General features: G+C 60.3%; 21 protein-coding genes. 14 read left to right on the top strand and 7 right to left on the bottom strand.

Translation table 11 applies throughout. The annotated features are described in order from the left end of the window. Position 1 precedes the first annotated feature (1 nt). Complete coding sequence (locus BI364_RS13915; protein WP_070079261.1) at positions 2-1342, bottom strand: TolC family protein; 1341 nt, start codon at positions 1340-1342, stop codon at positions 2-4. Further along, positions 1342-1920 (bottom strand): cytochrome b/b6 domain-containing protein, encoded by a 579-nt coding sequence (locus BI364_RS13910; protein ID WP_083251425.1) that lies wholly within the window; start codon positions 1918-1920, stop codon positions 1342-1344. The genes BI364_RS13915 and BI364_RS13910 overlap by 1 nt, the downstream gene beginning before the upstream one ends. A gap of 177 nt (positions 1921-2097) precedes the next feature. Here BI364_RS13910 and BI364_RS13905 point away from each other — a divergent pair, with 177 nt between their 5' ends. The 12 genes from BI364_RS13905 to BI364_RS13850 all read left to right on the top strand — a co-directional run bounded on the left by BI364_RS13905 (position 2098) and on the right by BI364_RS13850 (position 16024). Then, the gene (locus BI364_RS13905) at positions 2098-2778 is read left to right on the top strand and encodes a response regulator transcription factor (protein ID WP_070079259.1); all 681 of its coding nucleotides are present in this window, start codon (positions 2098-2100) and stop codon (positions 2776-2778) included. Between the two features lie 24 nt (positions 2779-2802). Next, positions 2803-3228, top strand: coding sequence for a hypothetical protein (locus tag BI364_RS13900; RefSeq protein WP_070079258.1), 426 nt, complete (start codon positions 2803-2805; stop codon positions 3226-3228). 4 nt (positions 3229-3232) lie between these two features. Further along, entirely contained in the window at positions 3233-5326 is a 2094-nt protein-coding gene (mdoH, locus tag BI364_RS13895) for a glucans biosynthesis glucosyltransferase MdoH (protein ID WP_070079257.1), read from the top strand. Further along, complete coding sequence (locus BI364_RS13890; RefSeq protein WP_070079256.1) at positions 5323-7143, top strand: glucan biosynthesis protein; 1821 nt, start codon at positions 5323-5325, stop codon at positions 7141-7143. The genes mdoH and BI364_RS13890 overlap by 4 nt, the downstream gene beginning before the upstream one ends. Continuing rightward, complete coding sequence (locus BI364_RS13885; RefSeq protein ID WP_083251424.1) at positions 7143-8579, top strand: sensor histidine kinase; 1437 nt, start codon at positions 7143-7145, stop codon at positions 8577-8579. The genes BI364_RS13890 and BI364_RS13885 overlap by 1 nt, the downstream gene beginning before the upstream one ends. 31 nt (positions 8580-8610) lie before the next feature. After that, positions 8611-10098, top strand: coding sequence for a GTPase (locus BI364_RS13880; RefSeq protein WP_070079254.1), 1488 nt, complete (start codon positions 8611-8613; stop codon positions 10096-10098). After that, positions 10025-11428: a DUF697 domain-containing protein gene (locus BI364_RS13875; protein ID WP_233279522.1), complete on the top strand. Its 1404-nt coding sequence runs from the start codon at positions 10025-10027 to the stop codon at positions 11426-11428. Before BI364_RS13880 ends, BI364_RS13875 begins: the two co-directional genes overlap by 74 nt. Positions 11429-11512: 84 nt before the next feature. After that, the gene (locus BI364_RS13870; RefSeq protein WP_070079253.1) at positions 11513-12751 is read left to right on the top strand and encodes a molybdopterin-dependent oxidoreductase; all 1239 of its coding nucleotides are present in this window, start codon (positions 11513-11515) and stop codon (positions 12749-12751) included. A gap of 124 nt (positions 12752-12875) precedes the next feature. Beyond that, complete coding sequence (locus tag BI364_RS13865) at positions 12876-13517, top strand: RNA polymerase sigma factor (RefSeq protein WP_070079252.1); 642 nt, start codon at positions 12876-12878, stop codon at positions 13515-13517. Beyond that, a complete protein-coding gene (locus BI364_RS13860) occupies positions 13495-14136 on the top strand; it encodes an anti-sigma factor family protein (protein ID WP_070079251.1) in 642 nt (213 codons plus the stop codon). Before BI364_RS13865 ends, BI364_RS13860 begins: the two co-directional genes overlap by 23 nt. A 32-nt stretch (positions 14137-14168) precedes the next feature. Then, positions 14169-14603, top strand: a complete 435-nt coding sequence (locus BI364_RS13855; protein WP_070079250.1) for a hypothetical protein — start codon at positions 14169-14171, stop codon at positions 14601-14603. A 101-nt stretch (positions 14604-14704) separates the two neighbouring features. Next, positions 14705-16024, top strand: coding sequence for a tetratricopeptide repeat protein (locus BI364_RS13850; RefSeq protein ID WP_083251422.1), 1320 nt, complete (start codon positions 14705-14707; stop codon positions 16022-16024). A gap of 165 nt (positions 16025-16189) precedes the next feature. Here the strand turns inward: BI364_RS13850 and soxZ are convergent, their stop codons facing one another. The 5 genes from soxZ to BI364_RS13825 form a co-directional block, all read right to left on the bottom strand. Then, positions 16190-16507, bottom strand: a complete 318-nt coding sequence (gene soxZ, locus BI364_RS13845; protein ID WP_070079248.1) for a thiosulfate oxidation carrier complex protein SoxZ — start codon at positions 16505-16507, stop codon at positions 16190-16192. 35 nt (positions 16508-16542) lie between these two features. Beyond that, positions 16543-17013, bottom strand: coding sequence for a thiosulfate oxidation carrier protein SoxY (gene soxY, locus BI364_RS13840; protein ID WP_070079247.1), 471 nt, complete (start codon positions 17011-17013; stop codon positions 16543-16545). Positions 17014-17034: 21 nt separating this feature from the next. Continuing rightward, positions 17035-17415, bottom strand: a complete 381-nt coding sequence (gene soxX, locus BI364_RS13835; protein WP_197495726.1) for a sulfur oxidation c-type cytochrome SoxX — start codon at positions 17413-17415, stop codon at positions 17035-17037. A 229-nt stretch (positions 17416-17644) separates the two neighbouring features. Next, complete coding sequence (locus BI364_RS13830) at positions 17645-19114, bottom strand: M48 family metalloprotease (RefSeq protein WP_197495725.1); 1470 nt, start codon at positions 19112-19114, stop codon at positions 17645-17647. A gap of 57 nt (positions 19115-19171) precedes the next feature. Beyond that, positions 19172-19477 carry a hypothetical protein gene (locus tag BI364_RS13825; protein ID WP_070080087.1) on the bottom strand — a complete coding sequence of 102 codons (306 nt, stop codon included), beginning with the start codon at positions 19475-19477 and terminating at the stop codon, positions 19172-19174. A gap of 202 nt (positions 19478-19679) precedes the next feature. On the opposite strand from BI364_RS13825, the gene BI364_RS13820 reads away from it, so the two are divergent. Continuing rightward, a complete protein-coding gene (locus BI364_RS13820; protein ID WP_070079245.1) occupies positions 19680-20024 on the top strand; it encodes a rhodanese-like domain-containing protein in 345 nt (114 codons plus the stop codon). Between the two features lie 153 nt (positions 20025-20177). Continuing rightward, positions 20178-20846, top strand: a complete 669-nt coding sequence (locus tag BI364_RS13815) for a 4Fe-4S dicluster domain-containing protein (RefSeq protein ID WP_070080086.1) — start codon at positions 20178-20180, stop codon at positions 20844-20846. The last annotated feature ends 50 nt before the right edge of the window (positions 20847-20896 follow it).

The raw sequence follows: 20896 nt of genomic DNA, 5'->3' as shown, positions 1-20896 counted from the left end.
GTCATTGTGGCGTACGTTTGAGTGGTGCCGCGCCGGCGGGGAGGTGTCCGAGCAAGGTGTTCAGCGCGATCTCGCCTTCCAGGTGCTGTTGATCCAGTCGGATGGCTTCCAGTTCGCGGGCGATCAGACTGGATTGAATGGCGATATAACTTGCGCCGCCGAGGTTGCCGGCGGCGAAGGCACGGCTGGCATTCGCCGCTAGCCGCCGCAGCTCGGGCAGACGATCCGCAAGGGTTTGCTGCGTGGCGGAGACGGTGCGCAGTTGTTCGGACAGGGTCCGCGCCTGGCTCGCGGCCATGTCGAGGCGTGCCTGATACTGGGCGCGGAGTAGTCGGCGCGTGGCGTGGGCGATGGCAATCTGTCCACGGTTGCCATTGAAGAACGGCAGACTGAGCGTGATGCCGATACCAGCGGTCTTGATGCCGGAGGTGTCGGAGGCGCGGGTGATGCCGACATTGAGCGCGGGAAACTGGCCCAAAATGGCGGCCCGATAGCGGTCGTCCGCACTGCGGTAGCCAGCCTGCAGCGCGAGTAGGTCGGGGCGGTGCCGCGGAAGCGTGCGTAGCGCGGCGTTGACCGCTTGCGGAGACGGGGCAGGTGCGGGGTGTGGGACTTGGAGGTGCCAGGTGGCACCGGCGCGCAGGCCCAGCAGGCTATTGAGCGCGCTGCGCGTGGTGATTACGGATTCGCGTACTTGAGCGAGTTGCGATTCGGTATTGGTCAGCGTCACCAGGTCGGCGGCGGCGGTATCCAGGGTGACGTCGCCACGCTTGAGCGCTCGCTCCACGCGATGTTGGCGTTCGCGGTCGAGCATCCGATTACGCATCAGTAGATTTGCCTGTTGCTGCAACGACCAGAGCCGGACATAGAGCTGCTGCGCCCGCTGACTGACCTGCCAGGATTGCCAGGCGATTTCCAGTATTTGTTGCAAGTGCGCGGCACGGGCTGCATCCACGTGGGCGCCGCGGGTAACCAACCATTTGAGGTCTTCGGATAGCCCGCCGCTGTAGGCGTTGACCAGGCCAGGGCCGGTCGAGGTCACCCGATCAAAGCTGTAGCCTAGGCTGGGGTCAGGAATCAGTCCCGCGTTGTAGAGTGCCGCGGCGCTGATGCCGGCCTTCATGCGCGCCGCCCGCAAGGTGGGATCGCCGACGACTGCGTGTCGTGCGGTCTGTGCAAGATTGAGACGGGTCAGCGGCCGGCCGGCGGCGTCGGTCGGGGCGGTGGCCAGATCGGGGTGTGTTGGCAGCGGGGCCGGGTGGTAGCTCGCGCAGCCGCCCAGCAGCAAGGCCGCGACCATCGCCGGCAGTGCGCGCGTGCCCATGAACGTGAGCCGCGACATCAGCGGCCCAGGCGGAAGATGCCGCGCAGGGTGTCGTGGCCGAGGAGCTGATGCATGATGGCCATCAGCCCGTGGCCGATCCAGTAGGCCCACATGACGTTGGCGAGCGTGCCGTGGATATAGACCGCGATGCCATAGCGGGTACTCTCCATCTGGCCGGCCTGCAACAGGAAATACATGACGGTGCCGGTGAAGCCCATGGCGGTAGCGAGCAAGAGGCCTAGGCCATGGATGAAGCCGGCGAGGCCGGCCTGCTCGTTGTCGTCGGGTAAGCGTCCGCGCAGCAGACCGCTGACCTCGGAGATCACGCTGCGGATGCCGGCGGCGGACCAGGGGAACAGGTGCTCGAAGGTGATGCGCTCGGCCAGTGCCAGATATAGCCAGTGCGCGAGAATGATCGTCGCTGCGACCAGACCGACGTATTCGTGTGTGATCAGGGTGCTGTGTTCGAGGAAGCTCTGATGCTTGTCGTCGGGGCCGGCCATGACCAGGCTCAGGAACAGCTGGGCGGTAATCGTGAGGAACAGGCCCAAGTGTAGCCAGCGTATGGGCTGACTCCATTTCGATGCAAAGCTCATGCGGTCATCCTTATGTCTGGTGGTGTGATGCTTATAGGGCTCGGGAGCACCCTGTTATCTCTGGGGCGGCCAGTGATAATACCTTTCCAGTTTGCCATCGACCGCACCACAACGGTCATTACCGAATAATTAACGGATCGCAATGCGCACCCGTGATGGCTTGAGTAGAATGCGGCCATGCGTGTACTCGTAATTGAGGATGACCGAGAGGCCGCCGCCTATCTCGCGCTAGGATTGCGGGAAAGCGGCTACGAAGTGGACCTTGTTGCCGATGGCGCCGAGGGACTGACGCGTGCGGTTTCCGGCGAGCATGAGGTGCTTGTGGTCGACCGCATGTTGCCCGGACTTGACGGGCTTTCCCTGATCTCGGCGCTGCGTGCGGCTGGCCGTACCACGCCGGTGCTGATCCTCTCGGCGTTGGGCGAGGTCGATGATCGTGTGACCGGTCTCAAGGCGGGTGGCGACGACTACCTCGCCAAACCTTATGCTTTTTCCGAGCTGCTTGCGCGCCTGGAGGCGCTGCAGCGCCGCGGACGGGCCGACCAGTCCATCGAGGACCGGTTGGAGGTGGCCGATCTGGTGCTCGACCGTGCCCGACATCGCGTGACACGCGCAGGTCAGGCAATTCATTTGCAACCTCGGGAGTTCAGATTACTCGAATACCTGATGCGTCATGCCGGGCATGTGGTGACGCGCACCATGTTGCTGGAGCACGTATGGGACTATCATTTCGATCCGCAGACCAATGTCATCGACGTGCACGTGTCCCGCCTTCGAGCCAAAATGGATCGTGATTTCACGTCGCCCCTGCTCCACACCGTGAGGGGAGCCGGTTATCGACTCGGCCCCGTCGAATAGCGAAATCTCCCCGGATTGCTCCGGATGGAACCCATCAAGCCCATGGATTTACCGATTGAAGCCTTAGACTCGATACCCCGCGTCCGCAGGGTCGCGCTCCACGAGCCCGCTGGCGAGCGCCTGGACCGACGTCTGCGAGATTATCTAGTGACTCTGGGTTTGCCCGAGGCACTGATCGCCGACTGGATCCGTCGTGCCCGGCAGGGAGAGGCGGACGCGGGGTTGGTCTTCGAACGTCTGCGCGCATTGATGGCCGAGTATTGGCAATCGCGGGCCGAGGTGCCGCCACGGGGGGGCGAGGCTGCGGCGGTTGCTCAGTTTCGTCTGTGCCGCTGGCTGACGGCGGAAGCTGCCGGAGAGGCGACGGATTGCCCACTTCGTATCGATGCGTTGTTCGATCTGCCGGACATATGGCGTCGTTCGATGCTCCCGGAGCAATGGAGCGATTGAAGTCATGAACGAGACGCCCGCACACGCGTATCCCTGGGCGCGAGCCGCACTGTGGCGGCGCGCGTTGTTGGCGCTGTTGGTATTGATTCCCAGTGTCGTAGCCAGCGAATTTATGGTGGGGATTCTGCCGCATCCGGGTTTCGCCGTAATCGACGATGCCTTGGCGGTCGTGTTTGGTCTGTTGTTCGGATGGGTATCGATCGGCTTGTGGACATCGGTCTTCGGCACGTTGGTGTTGCTGTTCGGTTCGCGGCGCTGGATCGTGCTCGCTCCCCCGGAGGTGGAAGCCTCGCCCGGTGGCGCACGGACCGCGATCATCATGCCTGCTTATCGTGAGCAACCCGAGCGGGTCGTGGCTGGGCTGGAGGCGATGTACCGCTCGCTGCGTACCATCAACCGGATTGACGATTTCGACTTCTTCCTGCTGAGCGACAGTGACGACCCCGATGCCTGGGTTGACGAGGAGGTTGCTTGGGTGCGGCTGCGACAGCGCCTGGGTAGCGCGGCGCGTATTTTCTATCGTCGACGTCGCAATAACATCAAGCGCAAGAGTGGCAATGTTGCCGATTTTTGCCGACGCTGGGGCGCACACTACGATTTCATGGTGGTGCTCGATGCCGACAGCCTGATGAGTGGCGATACGCTGGCGAGTCTGGCCGACGCGATGCACGCCAATCCCGGTGTGGGATTGATCCAGACCGTCCCTTCAACCGTGCATCAGAACACCCTGTTCGGGCGATTGCAGCAATTCGCCAATCGCCTCTATGGGCCGGTCTTTTCCGCCGGCATGCACTTTTGGCAGCTGGGCGAAGGCCATTACTGGGGGCATAACGCGATTATCCGTATCGAACCCTTCATGCGTCACTGCGCCCTACCACGGTTGCCCGGCAAAGGTATGCTCGGCGGCGATATTCTCAGTCACGACTTTGTCGAGGCTGCGTTAATGCGTCGGGCCGGATGGAGCGTGTGGCTGGCGCACGATCTTGACGGCAGCTTCGAGGAGGCGCCGCCGACCCTGCTGGACGAACTCAAGCGGGATCGGCGCTGGGCACAGGGCAATCTGCAACACATGCGGCTGCTGTTCGCCAGCGGGTTGAAGCCCACGCACCGCGCCGTATTCCTCAACGGCATCATGGCTTATATGTCCTCCCTGCTATGGTTCGTCTTCCTGCTGCTTTCAAGTCTGGAGGCCATGCTGCACGCCCTGATTCCACCGGACTATTTCCCGGATAAACATGTGTTGTTTCCCGTCTGGCCGGTATGGCATCCGCACTGGGCGATGACTCTCGCCAGCTTCACCCTCGCCGTCCTGTTTCTACCCAAGGTACTGGCGGTGTTGCTGGCGCTTGTGCGTGGACGTGCGGGCGAATTCGGCGGTGTTTTTCGTCTGATCGCGAGCGCGTTGGTCGAGAGCCTGTTCTCGGTGGTGCTCGCACCGGTCAGAATGCTGTTTCACACGCTATTTGTGCTTGCGATTTTCCTTGGCCGCCAAGTGCGCTGGGGTATGCAGACGCGCGGCGACGCGAGTACCGGCTGGCGCGACGCGTTACGTCACCATGCCCCCGGAACACTGCTGGGTGTGGGTTGGGCAACGGCGGTTTATCTGCTTAATCCCGGATATTTCTGGTGGCTCATCCCGGTGATGGGTGCCTGGGTGATCGCGATTCCGGTTTCCGTATGGACCAGTCGGGTCGAGACCGGAACGGCACTGCGCCGAGTCGGTTTGCTGCTAACGCCGGAAGAGGTTGCTCCACCGCTGCTACTGAACGAGTTCCACACGATTCAGAGAAATCTGGCGAGCGAGGTGCGCGGGTCGAGTAGCGGATTTATTGCTGCCGTCGTCGACCCAGGCGTGAATGCCTTGCACTGCGCACTCCTGCGCGATCGCGCAGGCAGCATCAGCGAGGAGGTCGCCATGAGCCGGCGCAGGCTTATGCTCGATGCGCTCAAGCAAGGCCCAGAGGCATTGGATCGACGGGAGCGCATGATGCTCCTGGCTGATGGCGAGGCATTGACAGAATTGCACTGGGCCGTCTGGTCCCTGCGCGAAGAGCTGGCACGACGCTGGCGCCCGGTAATCACTGAGGAGGCAGGATGAGGCACGACGAGTATCAGGTGAAGGGTGACGCGGCCGTGCGTGTCGGCGCTTGGGCATTGGCGCTTGCCAGTAGTCTGTTGTTGGGCGGATGTGCGACCCAGCAGGCGGTGGAGCGCGCTTCGGCGGATGCACATCAGGCCCTGTCCCGCAGTGAGGTGGCCAATCATCAGGTTGCCGCAGAAAGGCAGGCACGCGAGGCACTGGCGGCGAATCTAGACGCACGCCTCAAGTCACTGAGCGACGGGCAGACGCAACTACGCCGACGGTTGGCGTCAACCGACGCGCGATTGGCGGCCGACGAGGCGCGTTACCGGCACCAAATCGCGCAGATCAAGGCCATGCCCAGCTTGCCCTCCGTCGTTTCACAGGCCACGGCAACGGGCCCGGCCAACGATTTCATGGCCGTATTGGTCAAGCGTGTACGCGAGGGCGCGGCGCATCCCTACAAGCCCTTGCCGACGGTCTCGTCGACATTGACCGGACTGGATTTCCCTGCTTATGAGCGCCTGCGTTTCAATGGCAGTGTGCCGGGTTGGCCAAATACCGCGCTGCTAAAGCCGAATTTCTACCCGGCAGGTTATCTCTTTCACCACCCGGTGAGCGTCTACCTGCTCGAAAACGGCAAGCCCGTGGAACTGAATTTTCCGAAGACCGATTTCAATTTCGACGCGGCCATCGCCAAGCAGTTATCCGGGCCGGTACCGCTGGCCGGCTTTAGTCTCTATTACCCGTTCAAGCCGGGTGCCGGCGTGAACGAGTTCCTGTCCTTCCTGGGTGCCAGCTATTTCCGCGCATTGGGTGAGGGGCAAGCCTGGGGCTTGTCCGCGCGCGGGTTGGCGGTGGATACGGCCGTACCGCACCACGCCGAAGAATTCCCGTATTTCCGCGCCTTTTGGATTGTGCAGCCCAAACCGGGTGCGAGCACGCTGAGTTTCTACGCGGAGCTCGACAGCCCGAGCTTCACCGGCGCGTATCACTTCGTGGTACATCCGGGCGTGGAGACCACCGTGGACGTGGACATGGTGTTGTTCGCGCGCAAGCCGGTAAAGCGCTTGGGTATTGCGCCGCTGACCAGCATGTATCTGCAGGGGCGTGATGGCGGACCGCGTTTCGATCCGTTGGTGCGGGCGGCGCACGACTCTGATGGTCTATCCATCGAAACCGCCGAGGGACATTGGTTGTGGATACCCCTGCGCGATCCAAAGCGTCTGGTCGTTGATGAGATGCCCTTCGATGGCATCAAGGGATTTGGGTTGATGCAGCGCGCGCGCGCATATGCCGATTACCAAGCCTGGGGCATGGAATACCAGAAGCGCCCGAGTGCCTGGGTCACCCCAACCGGGGGTGACTGGGGCAAGGGCCGCGTCGTCCTGGTGGAGCTGCCCACGCGTACCCAGACCAATGACAACATTACCGCTTTCTGGGAGCCTGCGACGCAACCGAAACCCGGTCAGGCGATGAAGTTGAGCTATCGCATTGCTTGGCAGGGGGATAAACAGACTTTGCCGCCGCTGGGCCATGTGGCCAGCACGCGTTATGCCTCGATTGACGGCGGCCAGGAGACCTACGTGATCAACTTCCGTGGTGGCGATCTCAATAATCTGCCCACGTGGGTCCATTTGGAGCCTTCCGTCAGCATCGATGGGCCTGCCACGCTGGTCAAGGCTTGGGTGGCGAAAAACGCCGTGACCGGCGATTGGCGCCTGGAGTTCACGCTTAAACCCAAGGGCGATGCCCCGGTACGTGTGCATGCGCAACTGGTCTACGATAAGCGTCCCCTGACCGAAACTTGGGTTGCCGAGCTGCCCCGCGACTGATGCGTGGCGCGCGTGGCATTGACGGCGTGGCCCCGTTGCGAAGGTTGCAGAGACGCTATGCGCTGTTTCAGACCACGGCCTTCCGTCTGTCGCTGTTCTATGCGCTGCTGTACAGCTTGTTGACCGCGGTGACGTTGGGGGTGATCTATTGGTCGACCACGCGTTATATCACCGCTCAGGTGGATGCGGCGCTGATCATGGAGCGTGACGGGCTGATTCATGAGTACCATAAAGGCGGGCTGTCAGCATTGGCGACAACGGTAAACCGACGCGCTCGCGACGACGTCAGCGGTGGGCATTTCTGGTTGATACTCGGCGCAGGCGATCAACGGCTGGCCGGCAATTTCCTGTTCTGGCCGTCAGGGCTCGACGGGGGACACGGCTTCGGTTACATCAATCTCGACAACCTGAGTATCCCGAAGGATCAGCGCGCCGACGACGACGATGTGGACGTTCGGACCTTGACGACGCCACTCAAACAGGGCGCGAGACTACTGATCGGACAGGCACTTAGCAGCGAGGAACAACTGGCCGATCATACCTTCGCCTCGATCGCCTGGGGGGTCGGCGTGGTTGCGTTGATGTCGTTGCTGGGCGGTGTGTTGATGGGGCGGAATGTCTTGCGCCGACTGGAATCCGTGAGCGAAGCTGCCGGCGAAATCATGGCGGGGCGTCTGTCGCAGCGTATACCGGTTGCTGGCCGGGGCGACGAGTTCGACGAGTTGGCCGAGCGGCTCAACGCCATGCTCAGTCGTATCGACCAACTCGTTTGTGGCATGCGCGAGGTCACCGACAACGTCGCGCACGACCTGCGCAGCCCATTGACGCGCCTGCGCAACCGGCTTGAGGTGGCGCTGCTGGAGGCGCGGGAGGCGACCGAATATCGTGAGGTGATCGAGGGTGCGGTGGCGGATCTGGAGGGCATCATCCAGACCTTCAATGCCCTGCTGAGTATCGCCCAGGCAGAAGCGGGCATGCGGCGTAAGGATTTCTCGCCGGTGGACCTTGACGCATTGGCTGCCGATCTTGGCGAACTCTACGGCGCGTTGGCCGAAGAAGCGGGACTGCAACTTGATTTCGACCGGGTAGCCGGAGCCTGCGTCAGCGGGCATCGGGATCTGATCGCCCAGGCCGTCGGTAATCTGTTGGACAATGCAATCAAGTACACACCGACCGGTGGTCACGTGCGTTTGGCATTGAGCCGCGAACCGGGGCGGGTGCGCTTGACCGTCAGCGATAGCGGGCCGGGGATACCGGATGCGGAGCATGCGCGGGTGATGCAGCGTTTTGTCCGTCTGGATACCGCACGCAGCACACCCGGGAACGGTTTGGGCCTCGCACTGGTCAAGGCCGTGGCGCAGCTGCACAGTGCCACGGTGAGCCTGGGTGATGCGCAACCGGGGCTGAGCGTGACGCTCGATTTCCCCGCGCTCTGACGCGCGTCGCAGGGCTCGCTACAATCGCGGCATGAATCTCAAACCAACCCTTCGACAGCTCCTCGGCGTGGGCCTCGCGCTCGTTCTGTTGCTGGCATTGTTGCTTTCGCTCGCGATCACCGATCTTGTCCTGCGCGTATGGCAGCGCTTATCCGAGTTGCCGCCCTGGGTTTATGCGACCTATTTCGTTCTGTTGCTGGCGTTTTTGGGTGCTGGAGCCTGGCTTGTGTTCCGTCTGTTGCGAGCGCCGCGCGGCCGGCACTCGCAACAGACGAATGGTGATCTAGGGGAAATCGGGCTTGAGGCGCGCCTGCAATCGGCCGAAACGCGAGGCATCGATGTGGCCAGTGCTCGTGCTGAACTGGCCGAACTGGGTGCGCGCCGAGCGAGCGGGCGGCTTTACGTGGCCCTGTTCGGCGAGGTCAGCGTGGGCAAGAGCAGCCTGATCCGGGCTTTGGTGCCGGGCGCGGAGGCGGAAGTCGGCGTACGGGCTGGTGTGACGCGTACGGTGACGCATTACCACTGGCAGAGTCCGGCAGGCGACGAACTGGTGCTGGCCGATGTCCCGGGTACCGGCGAGATCGGCGGTCGGTTGGACGAATTGGCCACGGCGGAAGCGCAGCGTGCGCAGTTGGTGGTATTCGTGGTCGAGGGCGATCTCACTCGCAGCGAGCAGTCCGGTTTGTCGCGGCTAGCGGCCCTACACAAGCCGCTGGTGCTCGCGATCAACAAGAGTGATCGGCATTCTGCCGAGTTGTTGACGGAGATTGCCGCGAGAGTGCGTGAACGGCTGGCGACGGAGGGCGTGGTGGCACCGGTGGTGGCAGTGAGCGCCGGCGGGCAGCGTGAGGTCGTTCGCGAGTTGGCCGGCGGCGGCGAGGTGCGCGAGCTTCGTGCGACACCCCCGGAAGTGGCCGCCTTGCGTGACGCACTGCAGCGCTCGGTCGACGGCGATCCGCAACTGCTGGAGCAGTTGCGCGACGGCGCGATCTTTGCCCTGGCCGCCGAGCGTCTGGCCATCGCCGAGCGTGACTGGCGGCGTCAGGCTGCGGATCGTCTGATCCGTAGCAGCTCGCGCAAGGCGGCCTTGGCGGCGATGGCCACGGTGGCCCCAGGTGCTGACGTACTGGTGCAGGGTTATCTGGGCACCGCACTGGTGCGCGAATTGTGCGAGCTGTACGAGGTGCCGGTGCAGGCTCTCGATATTCAGCAATTTCTCAAGGGTGTGCAGAGTCGCGTTGGACGCGTATTGCCGCTGGTGCTGAGCGTAGTCGGCAACGGTCTCAAGGCATTTCCAGGTTTGGGTACGGTGGTGGGCGGTGTGGTGCAGGCAATCGCCTATGGATTGATCTTCGATGCCCTGGGGCGTGCCGTCGCGCGTACACTCGAAAGTCGAGGACAGCTGAGCCAGGGCATGGTCGAGCAGGCATTCAGGGAGGTGTTGGGTGAAGATCTGGAAGCGCGTGCGCGCCGCCTGGCCGAATGGTTGGTCAAAACCCAGCGCGAGCGCGGAGACTGAGGGCGAGCCGACCGCTGTGCAGGATCGCGGCGGCGAACGGCACCTGTCGCTGGCGCGTGAAAGTCTGCGCGAACTGCTCGATGACGAGCGCGTGCCGGCTGTCGTCCGAGCGGAGCTGGCGGAAGATTACGCCCGCGTGCAGCGTTTGCTGGACAAGATCGAGCACGGTCATGTGCATGTGGCCGTGTTCGGCCGCGTCAGCGTCGGCAAGTCAGCATTGCTCAACGCGTTGCTCGGTGACGAGCGTTTCGCCACCAGCCCACTGCACGGCGAAACCCGCCACAGTGCCGAGGCCCGCTGGGAGTCCTTCGATGCCGGTGGCGTCTATTTGATCGACACGCCGGGCATCAACGAGGTGGCGGGCGAGGCACGCGAACGATTGGCCCGGGAAGTCGCAACGGAATCCGATTTGATCTTGTTCGTCATCGACGGCGACATGACTGCCTCCGAATTTGAGGCGCTGGGCTGGGTATTGCGCGAACAGGCGGCCGTGATCCTGGTCCTCAACAAGGCAGATCGTTATACCGCCGACGAACGGACCACGTTGCGTGAGGTATTGTTGTCGCGCGTGAAGGACCAATTGGCGCCCGAGCGTCTGGTACTGACCGCCGCCGCGCCCGCTGAACGCGTCCGCGTACGCGTACGCGTGGATGCCGCCGGTGAAGAGACCGAGGAACGCTTCCGTCCCCCAGTGGATATCGATGATCTCAAGCTGCGTCTCTGGTCTGTGCTGGAGGCCGAGGGCAAGACCTTGGCCGCCTTGAACGCGGGCCTGTTCGCAGGCCGCCTGAGCGACCGCGTGGCGGAGCGCATACTTGCCGCCAAGCATGCGATAGGTGAACGGGTGATACGCTTGTATTGCCTGTCCAAAGGTGTGGCCGTGGGGTTCAATCCGATCCCTGGTGCCGATCTGGTGGCGGCCGTCATGCTCGATATCGGCATGGTGGTACATCTGAGCCGTGTGTACGGTATGCCTTTTTCGCGCGTCGAGGCTGGACGTCTGGTAGCGGTGATCTCCGGGCAGCTGGCCGCGTTGATGGGTACGGCCTGGGCACTGAACCTGGTTTCCGGATTACTCAAGCTCGGCAGCGGTGGGTTTTCGACATTGGCCACGGGTACGGCTCAGGGGGCGGTGGCTTACTTTGCAACTTACGTCGTGGGTCAGGCAGCCGAGCGCTACTTGGCGGCAGGCAAGTCTTGGGGCGAGGGTGGGCCCAAGCGTATGGTGCGGGAAATTCTCGATTCGCTTGATCGGGATTCGATCCTGCGCGAGGCGCGCGAGGAGATTCTGAGCAAACTCAAGGGCCGTCATCCCAGAGAGGCGCAGTAACTTGCCGCTACACTGTAATATTTCCCGGCTCGTCGCGTCTAAAGGCGGAAAGCGGCTGATTGGCCGTACGCTTGAGGAAGCAACATGACCGTGCCATCGCCTGTTTATCTATGGGGGCTACTGCCTTTCGCCTTGCTGGGTGTGGGATTGCTGGCCCACAAGACCTTGGCGGCGCACTGGCCGGCGCTCGGCCACTGGCTGCGACGCCGTAGCTGGCCGTTAACGTTGCGTTTGACTCATGTCTTCCTGCTTGTGTCGTTCATCGTGCTGATGCTGAGCGGCGTAGCGATCTACTTGCCGGCTTTGCACGCCGTTTTACTGCCCTGGCTGCAGCGGATCTACGCACTGCACGTGTGGCTGGGTTCAGCCTTTCTGATCGCCCTGATGACGGCACTGCTGTCGTCACCGCGATTATTGCGGCGGGTGCGTCTGGTCGACTGGGCGTTGGTTTCCGCCGGCGGCCTGTTTTTGGGCGTCAGCGGTTATGTGCTGTGGTTCGATGCGAGCTTCCCCGTGCGCTGGAATGCCGTTGCCTTCGGCTGGCATGGCTGGGTCGCCTACGGCCTCATGGGCTGGTTGACGATACATGCGTTGTTGCGCACGGTGTCCTTTCAGCGGACCGATCACCCACTGAACTGGCGTATCGATTTCACGCGGCGCCGCTTCATTACACTGGGTGCATCGATGGTGGCCGCGAGTTTCGGTTTTCTCGGCTTAGTCGGCGGACGGCGTCGAATGGACGGCGCGCCAGGTAGCGGCGATGGTATCGACAGTAGCGATGCTGCAGCACAGTGGGCCTTCCCCGAACGCTACAGCTATACGGGTGCTTTCCCGAGCATCGAGCCGGTAGGGTATCGGCTCGCGATCGAGGGTTTGGTGGCGCAACCCGCTACGCTTCGTCTAGACGAAATCCGACGCTTGACGCTGACGCGCGAGCGCAAAACCTTCCACTGCGTCACCGGGTGGAGCGTGCCCGACGTACCCTGGGATGGGGTGACTACGGATAACCTGCTGGCGCAGGCGCGATTGTTGCCGAATGCTCGCTATCTGGTCTTCTATTCCGCAGATGGCGTCTACGTGGATTGTCTGAGTCTTGAACAGGCGCGCGCGGATGGCGTGTTGCTGGCTTACGGGATCGCCGGAACCCCGCTGAGCACGAGAGGGGGATTCCCGCTGCGATTGGTCGTTCCTGCCATGTATGGCTACAAGTCAGTCAAATGGGTAAATCGTATCGTCGCCACGAGGCATCCGGTCGCCGGGACCTGGGAGCGGCAGGGCTATCCCGCAAATGCCTATCTGGGGAGCGTGCACACGGGTTTCTGATCACGCGACTATTTGCCTGGACATCAATCAGTTCAAACTATCCTTGAATCCAGATAATCTATCGCCTATCACGCGCGTGTTCGCCCGTGGAACCTTTTCGTTGTATCCGTCGTGTCAGTAGGTGATGAACAGTCAACGACTCAGCAAATGGTTTAGCAGGCCGCTGCCGCCCGATGACTTCGAGGCGCTGATCGCGCCTCATGTCGAGACAATGTACCGGGTAGCCTATCGCTTTACCGGGCACCAGGAGGATGCTGAGGATCTCGTGCAGGATCTGCTGATCAAGCTTTATCCCAAGTCGGCAGAGCTGGCTAGCATCGATGTGTTGAAGCCTTGGTTAATGCGTGCCTTGTACAATTTATTCGTCGACGGACGCCGGCGGCATGCGAGAAGCCCACAGGGGCATCTCGATAAACATGGCGAATCGGACGAAGATGGGGGCTGCATGGGCGTGTGGGACCGTATGGCCTCCCCTGAGGCCGGCCCTGAGACCTCCGTCGAACATGGACTTCTCGAAGGCCATATCATGGAGGCCATGGAGGCACTCAACGAAGAGCAGAAAGCGGTGCTGATGTTGCACGACGTCGAGGGTTACAGCCTGGTGGAGTTGGCGGAAACCCTGGACGTGCCGGTCGGCACCCTGAAGTCGCGTTTGTTCCGCGCGCGCCGCGCGCTTAAGGACAGCCTGATGGCCCGCAAGGTCGGCCAGAAGGAACTCTATTTTTTGGACGAGGTGATGACCGATGAACTGCCCAGTCTATCGTAGGCGTTTTGATCGGTATCTGGATGGCACGATCTCTTCGGAGGATCGTCGCGAGCTGGATGGACATTTGGCCTACTGCCCGGCCTGTCGTGAGCATTTGAGCTGGGAGCGCCGCGTGTGGAACGACCTGCGCAAACTGCCAGTGCCACCCATGCGTCAGGGGTTTTCCGAACGGGCCATCGCCACCGCTGTCCGGCAGCCGCCGACGCGTAAGCCCATTCGTCAACGTATGGTCGGACTCGCGATTGCGGCAAGCTTGCTGGCGGGTATCGGTATCGGTATCGGTGTGCAGCGGCAAGCCCAGGAAAACGCCACACCGATGGTCCAGCTTGCACAGGGTAAGGACACGATCAGACTCGTGTTCAATGCTTCCAAGCCGGTAGATGGCGTTCGTTTTACCGTTATGTTACCGGTGGGCGTCGAGGTTGCCGGCCATCCCGGCGAGCGAGAGATTGTCTGGCACGGCAAGCTCAAGCAGGGGCGTAACTTGCTAAGCCTGCCGTTGGTTGCCGAGCGGACCGGGCACGGTGTGCTGCGTGCAGAGGTCCAATACGGGCAATATGCGCGTGAAATACAAGTTGGCGTGCATGTAAGAGGCCCGAATGCGATGTCCAATATTTGAATCTCAACACCCGGGCGAATGGACGTGGGATAATGCTGAACGGAATTTCATACATAAAAAAACATCGCGGGCGAAAAGGACGGATCGGCGCTCTGGCGGCGATCTTGTTCTGTATTGGTATGAGCCAGTCGTTTCCGGTGCGGGCCGCCGGCAACGATCTAGATGTCACCATCAACGTTGTAGGTCCGAGTCAAGATGTCAAGGACGTCATTGAGCATGAGATTGTCTTGCCCGCGAGCAATGGCGCTACGCAAGATGTTCTGGCACATGGTGAGCATGAGCATCAAGGGCTGGATGGGCATTCGGAGGCAGGTGGATCAGCGGAGCCCTCAGAAGTTTCTCAGCAGGCTACCAGCGCCAGCCAAGAGGCAAGGTCGGTGGAACACCAGAATCAGACCCAGGAATTGATGAATCAGGCGCAACAAAGCGCCCAGACACCGCAAGATAGAGAAGTAGATACAGATTGAGTTGAAGAACGCTTGCGCTTAGTCTAAACAGGGATGAACGAATCGACTAAGGAGAGGCACCCGGACCCGGGCGCCTCTCCGTCTTGCACAGGGAGTGTTTGATGCGACCGGGGTTCAAGTTCGCACCAGTTGCAATTGCAATTTGCCTAGCCTTGTCTATAGGCACGGCGGAGGCATCTCCGGGGATTGCGGCCTTCGAGAAGGGGGTTTCCGCTTTTCGCTTAGGTGACTATGAAGCTGCCCTGTCTGCCTTCCTCAAGGCACGCGAATCTGGCATAGATTCAACCAACCTGCGCTACGATCTGGGGTCGACTTATTTCAAGTTGGGGCGTTATCGCGAAGCAGAGAGCGAGTTCGAGACGCTAAGTCGGGAGCCCGCGCTCGCGGCGTTAGCGCATTACAATCTTGGGTTAATTGCCTTGAGTGAGCGCCGAAAAGCGACTGCTGAATCGGAGTTCAAGCTGGCGGCAGCTTCGGCCCATTCCGAGAAAATCAAGGCTCTGGCTTACGAGCAGCTTATTCGATTGAATCCCAAGTCGGTTCGCGGGGCTGCGCGCTGGGTCGGTTTTGCCAATCTGGGCGGCGGATATGACAATAACGTCTCGTTATTGTCGCGTTCAAACCTAATCGCGGCTGCCGGACAAGGCTCGTATTTCGCGCAATTTTTAGCAGGCGCGATCGGTCAGCTACAAGGGACACCCGACCATGGCCTGAGATTGATCAGCACGGTTTATCACGTCAGCTACCCATCATTGAATACTTACAATCAAACTTTGTTGCGCTTGGGGCTTGCCTACCGCCGTCCGGTGACGGGCTGGAGTACAGAGGTGGCCGGTTATGTGAATTACAGTTATTTGCACGGCGCAGCCTTTGAGCAATTCAATTCGCTGGATCTGCGCGCGTGGCACCCGCTGGGTGATGCCTGGACGGTTCGTCTGAGGTATCGGTATAGCCATATTACCGGGATTGCGCCTTACGCCTATCTTACAGGTGGGCAGCAGCAGCTGGGCATACAAACCCGCTGGAGGCCAAGTCAACTCGATTTGCGACTCGGCTACGAGGTCGAGTTGAATAATCGGGCGGACTTGAATGTCGGTAACCAGTTTTATAGCGCCTCACCGACGCGCCACGAAGTCTATGTGAGAGCTAATTGGCCGGCGACATTGCGGACAAAGATATTCTTGCACGCGAGTTATCAGCACAGCCGTTACAATTCGCCCGATATTAGTCTGTCGGGTGGGGCGCTGGTAAGCAAAACGAGGGTGGACGACCGGTATCTGGAATCTATCGGTGCGCAGTATCGGTTATCGACGGGGTGGTATCTGGTTGGCGAATACCAGCATACCCATGCAAATTCCACCTTTGGCATTTATTCATACCGCAGTGATCGTTACTCCTTGCAGCTCGAACACTACTTCTGAGTCCCTGCGAATCTCTATCCGAGGGTGCTGTTGAAAAAACGGTAACAATGGCCGGATGGCCGGGCGGGTAGAGGCCTCAGGTCAATCGGCGCGCCGTGAAAGGTGGGGGATGGCGCGGGGGCGGTCGCAGATAGCGCCGCTACCCCGCGCGTCGGCTGGCTCGTGTTACGACAGCTTGGTCGTGGTCGAGTCAGACTCGCCCTTGTTGTCGACCCAGCTCAGCTTAAGGCTCTGGCCGGACTTGCCGCCTTCGACCTTGAAGGACAGGAAGGGGTTGGTCGAAATGCCGATGCTCCAGTTGGCGACAAAAACCTGCTTGCCGTCGAGCTCTGCGGTGACCTGTTCGATAAAATGAGCCGGAATTATCTTGCCGGTCTTCTTGTCTTTCTGTAATCCCGTCGTCATCGGGTGATTGATCAGGCTCTTGACGTCGGTAACACCGCCACTGATGCTTGCGCGGATTCTGATGGTATTGCTAGGCATGTGATCGATCCCTCTTGAATTTGATATGTGCCGGTTTAGCCGCCGCAGCCACCGATGGTGACCTTCACTTCCTTGCTGGCGCTGTACAGCTTGCCATCGGCGGCGCGTACGACGCCCATTACCTGCATGGTCTTGGCCAGTTTGATGCGGGTAGACACATAAGGCATGGCGCCGTCGCTTAGCTCATAGCTGGAATTCAGCGGGAAGGGATTGTCCGGCGTGAAGATGGACACGGTTTTCGCACCCTTGAGGTCGGAAGAAATCGTGACGGGCACCACGGCACCATTTTCCGCGATGTCTGGCGCACGTACGGTGACGTGTCCGCTTTCGACGGCATCGGTGCCGTCAATCAATTTCATGGCCTCCTTCATGTCCTTGGTACGGAATGCGTCCTTGGGCCAGGCGGCGAGCACTGTCTGTGGTGTCAGCAGGCCGGCCCCGACCGCCACGCCAATCGCGCTTGCGGTAAACGTACCCCTGAGGAAAACTCGGCGTTTCATGTTCATGCGTAGATGCTCCGTCTCTCGTTACAATGTGTATAGGAAGTCGACGATCTTGTTGATCTGTTCTTTCGTCAAGATGTGATTGGCGCCGAAGGGGGGCATTGCCGTATGTGGATTATTACGGCGTGGATCCCAAATCTGAGCGAACAGCTTTTCTCGATCTGGGAACCTGGCTTTCATGGCAACCAGTGGCGGGCCGATATCACCAGGCATGTTGCCGCCTTTGATCATATGGCAGGCGAGGCAGTTGCCTTCCGCGCGATTGAAGGCCAGCGCCTTGCCCTGCGCAATGTCGCTAGCAGTGGGTTCGCTGGCGCTTGCGACACCGGGTAGTAGAGCGCACATGCTTCCTATCAACACGGCTGTAGAAGCCATAGTCGAGATGAGTTTCGCGGGATACCGCATTTGTCAGCCTCCTTCGTTTTATGCCTTGTGTCTTAATGTAACGGCGTTGTCGGATATCGATGCATGCAGATTCACATATGACTGATCTGGCTGCCGAGCTTAATGTGACCGCACGTTATAACTATATCCTGAACACCCCGCAAAGCAAGGAAGGCCACCTTCCACGGGTCAGATTCGCAGACCCTGATAGATGCTCTCTCCAAAGCTAAAGATGTCGGGTCGATCGGGTTTATTCCATTGCGTCCAGCTTGGCCTGTTGTGCGATCCTGGTTTTCTCAGCGATCAGGCGTGCGCGCGTGGTGTGGTCGATAGGGTGTTGCTGGAGGGCAATCTCGATTTGTTGTGCGGCGGGGGTGTACTCACCGAGTTCGACGTAATACTGCGCCAATGCCTCATGGCTCGCTATCGAGTTTCCCGATGCGGCCGCAGCCTCGGCGAGTAGGTGTAATACGTCTGCTCGATTTTGACGTCCGCGCATGTGCTGCGTGAGTAGGGCGTACGCTGCCTTGGCATTGCCGGAAGCTAGAAGTGCCCTGGCTAGGCTGGTAATGACCAGCGTCTGTTCCGGGTACAGGGCATCGAGGTGTCGGAGAAGCTTGACCGCTAGGTCGGCTCGACGCGCGGACGTGAGCACTTGAGCGAGGCTGATCGTGAGCATCTCGGATTTGGGGTGCGCCTGGTGAAGCGCCTCCAGTAGCGTGATGGCTTCATCATTTCGCCCGGCGCGTGATAGTGCGATGGCTTCGCGATAGCGCTGTGCAGGATTTTCTGCAGCGTTCGGTGACCTTGTGAGCCTCGCGATGACCTGCTCGGGTGGTTCTGTCAGGGCGATGATTCGTGCCTTGAAGAGACTGAAGCGCAGGCTGTTGCGCCGGTAATCACCATGGTACTGAGCGCTTCTGGTGCTGCTTTCCGCAATCCGGTCGCTGGTGACGGGGTGGGTGAGTAGCAGCGAGGGGAGTGTGTTCTCGTCTGTGTGGCTACGTTTCGAGAGTTCGGCAAAAAAACCCGCCATCGCAGTTGGATCGAGTCCGGTGTCGGCGAGTGTTTGCATGCCGATTTCGTCGGCTTCCCGCTCATATGCGCGCGAAAAGTTCAATTGGCTCTGCGCATTTCCGGCTATGGTGGATGCAAGTGCCGCCTGCCCAAGCGCCGGATCGTGTATGCCAGCGAGGATTGCACCGAGCGCCACCAGTAGCGAGGGAACGCCGAGTTGAGCGCTGTGATCGAGCGTGCGGGCGATATGGCGTTGCGTGACATGCGCAATTTCATGCGCGATTACGGCCGCCAGTTCTGCTTCGTTGTTGGCCGCTTTGATGAGCCCTGTGTTGACCGCTATGACGCCACCGGGCGCTGCGAATGCATTGATCTCAGGGGCATTGATGATCAGAAACTCGAAGCGGAAGCGTACATGTTGTTGGGTGTTGGTGAGTAGCTGTTCGCCAAGCCCGCTGAGATAGGCGTTAGACAGCGGGTCTTGGAGTACCGGGAGTTTACGGTGTATTTCATTCAGCGCGTCGCGGCCCAGCCTGCGTTCCTGCTCGATGGTTAGGGCGCGACTCGATGATTCACCGAGTGCGGGTAGCGGCGGCGTGCGCGATGTGGTGTCGGCTTGGGAGGCAGGTGGCAAAAACAGCGCGGCCAAGAGGAGCAGCAAGCCATATGCGAACGGATGCTTGTTGTCGCGTCTTGTGGCCACAGGGTGTCTGGTGGCATGCGGTATGCGCGATCCCGGTGGACCGCGCATACGCGGACTTTATTTGCCGACGCGGGGGCTGGATCCGTACGCTTGCATAGAGGTGCGTCCCTGCCATGTCTTGGCAGACAGTAGTATTTCGGGAACGACGAAGCGGGCGCTTGCGTCGACTTCAACAGTCTTGACGATTTTGGTCACGTCGGTATAGGCGATCTTGCACAGAGTGCCAGATCGGTCCGTGAATCGAGCGACCAAGAAATCATCGTGGAGTTTGTACACGTAGATATTGGCGGGACGAAGCTTGCCGCTGTCGTCCTTCAGGGCTATGGCGTAGCGAGTGTTTTCACGAAAGCTGCTTTTGTCCAATGCCTCGACTCCTGCAAAGTGGGACTGTAGATTGTGGCCGCGCGGCACCTCGCCTGCGCATCATTGCTGTGATGTCTAAACTGATCTAGAGTAACACTAGATTCTAATAAGCAACAATCCCGATGGCGGCGGGGCTTGACCTACGTCTGGCTACATAAGCAGAATGTGGTAATATTCTTAATTCCCAGCGGAGCGCCGCGACATGTATGGATTTCATGAAGTCGATGCCGGCACCTTAAGGCAATGGATGGAGCGTGGTGAGTCCGTTTGTCTGGTGGATGTCCGGACGCCCGCAGAAATGTCACGCGGTGTCATCGAAGGGGCGCAGTTGGTGCCACTTCATTTGATACCGGTCAAGATGGATGATCTGGTTCAGGGCGAGGTGCCCCGCTTGGTTTTCTACTGCCAGAGTGGTGCGCGTTCCGCGCAGGCTTGCGCTTTTGTTGCCCAGCGGCACGGCGGGGAGGTCTACAATCTCCGAGCTGGCATCATGGGTTGGGTATCGGCAGGTAACCGTTTGTCGTCTCCGGAAGCGATATCCGGTTGAGTTGATGTTAAGGAACCGTCCGTGCACGCCTGTTGTCACTGCAATAGGGAGTTCGCCTTTGGTGGGCGGGAGCGTGACCGGGCAAGTCATATGCAGTGAGGATGCTGGCCTATAATTCGTAAGTGAGGTGCTTGTATGGCGACTTATGCTGAGATGCAGCAAATCTACGATGATATTCGTGGAGATTTCCGGTACGACAACGAACTCAACGGGTGTCTCAATTGCGGGATTTGCACCGCAACCTGCCCCGCGGCCCATTTCTATGACTACAGCCCGCGCGAGATCGTCCAGCTACTCTGGACCGAGAACGTCGAGCAGATCTACGACGCCATGCAGGAAAAAATATGGGCTTGCGCCCAATGCATGACCTGCGCTGCACGTTGTCCCTTCAAGAATTCCCCCGGCGGCTTGGTCGCGATCATGCGCGAAGTCGCTATCAAGCATGAGATGCAGTCCGCCAAGGACGTGCTCCGCCCCTTCGGTCGCGTCATGCTTAAGCTGATCACCACGGGCAACCAGTTGTCGCCAGACATGATTCAGCCGGACCATTTTCCAGACTGGGGCCCGAACATCCAGAAGGTTGAGGGCGATCTCTCGGTGTTGCGTAAGGCAATCCCGGTCAAGACGCTACAGACCGTCGAGACCGCATGGGAGGTTTCGCTGAAGACCTCTGTCGAGATGTACACCATCTGGGAAATGACCGGTGTCCTGAAATCGCTCGAGCTGATGGATGAGAATCTCTTCGACGTCATCGAAGATTTCATCGATGAAAAGCGCGAAGAGTATGACGAATGGCTTGAGGAACAGGAAGACGACGATTGACCCATGTTCGTCCTGCTCGTGCCGAGATGCGTGCAGGAGGGGATTGACCT

Source organism: Acidihalobacter yilgarnensis (assembly GCF_001753245.1).
Taxonomy (GTDB): Bacteria; Pseudomonadota; Gammaproteobacteria; order DSM-5130; family Acidihalobacteraceae; genus Acidihalobacter; species Acidihalobacter yilgarnensis.
The sequence above is the reverse complement of the archived record's forward strand: the minus strand, read 5'-3'. Positions and strand labels throughout refer to the sequence as shown.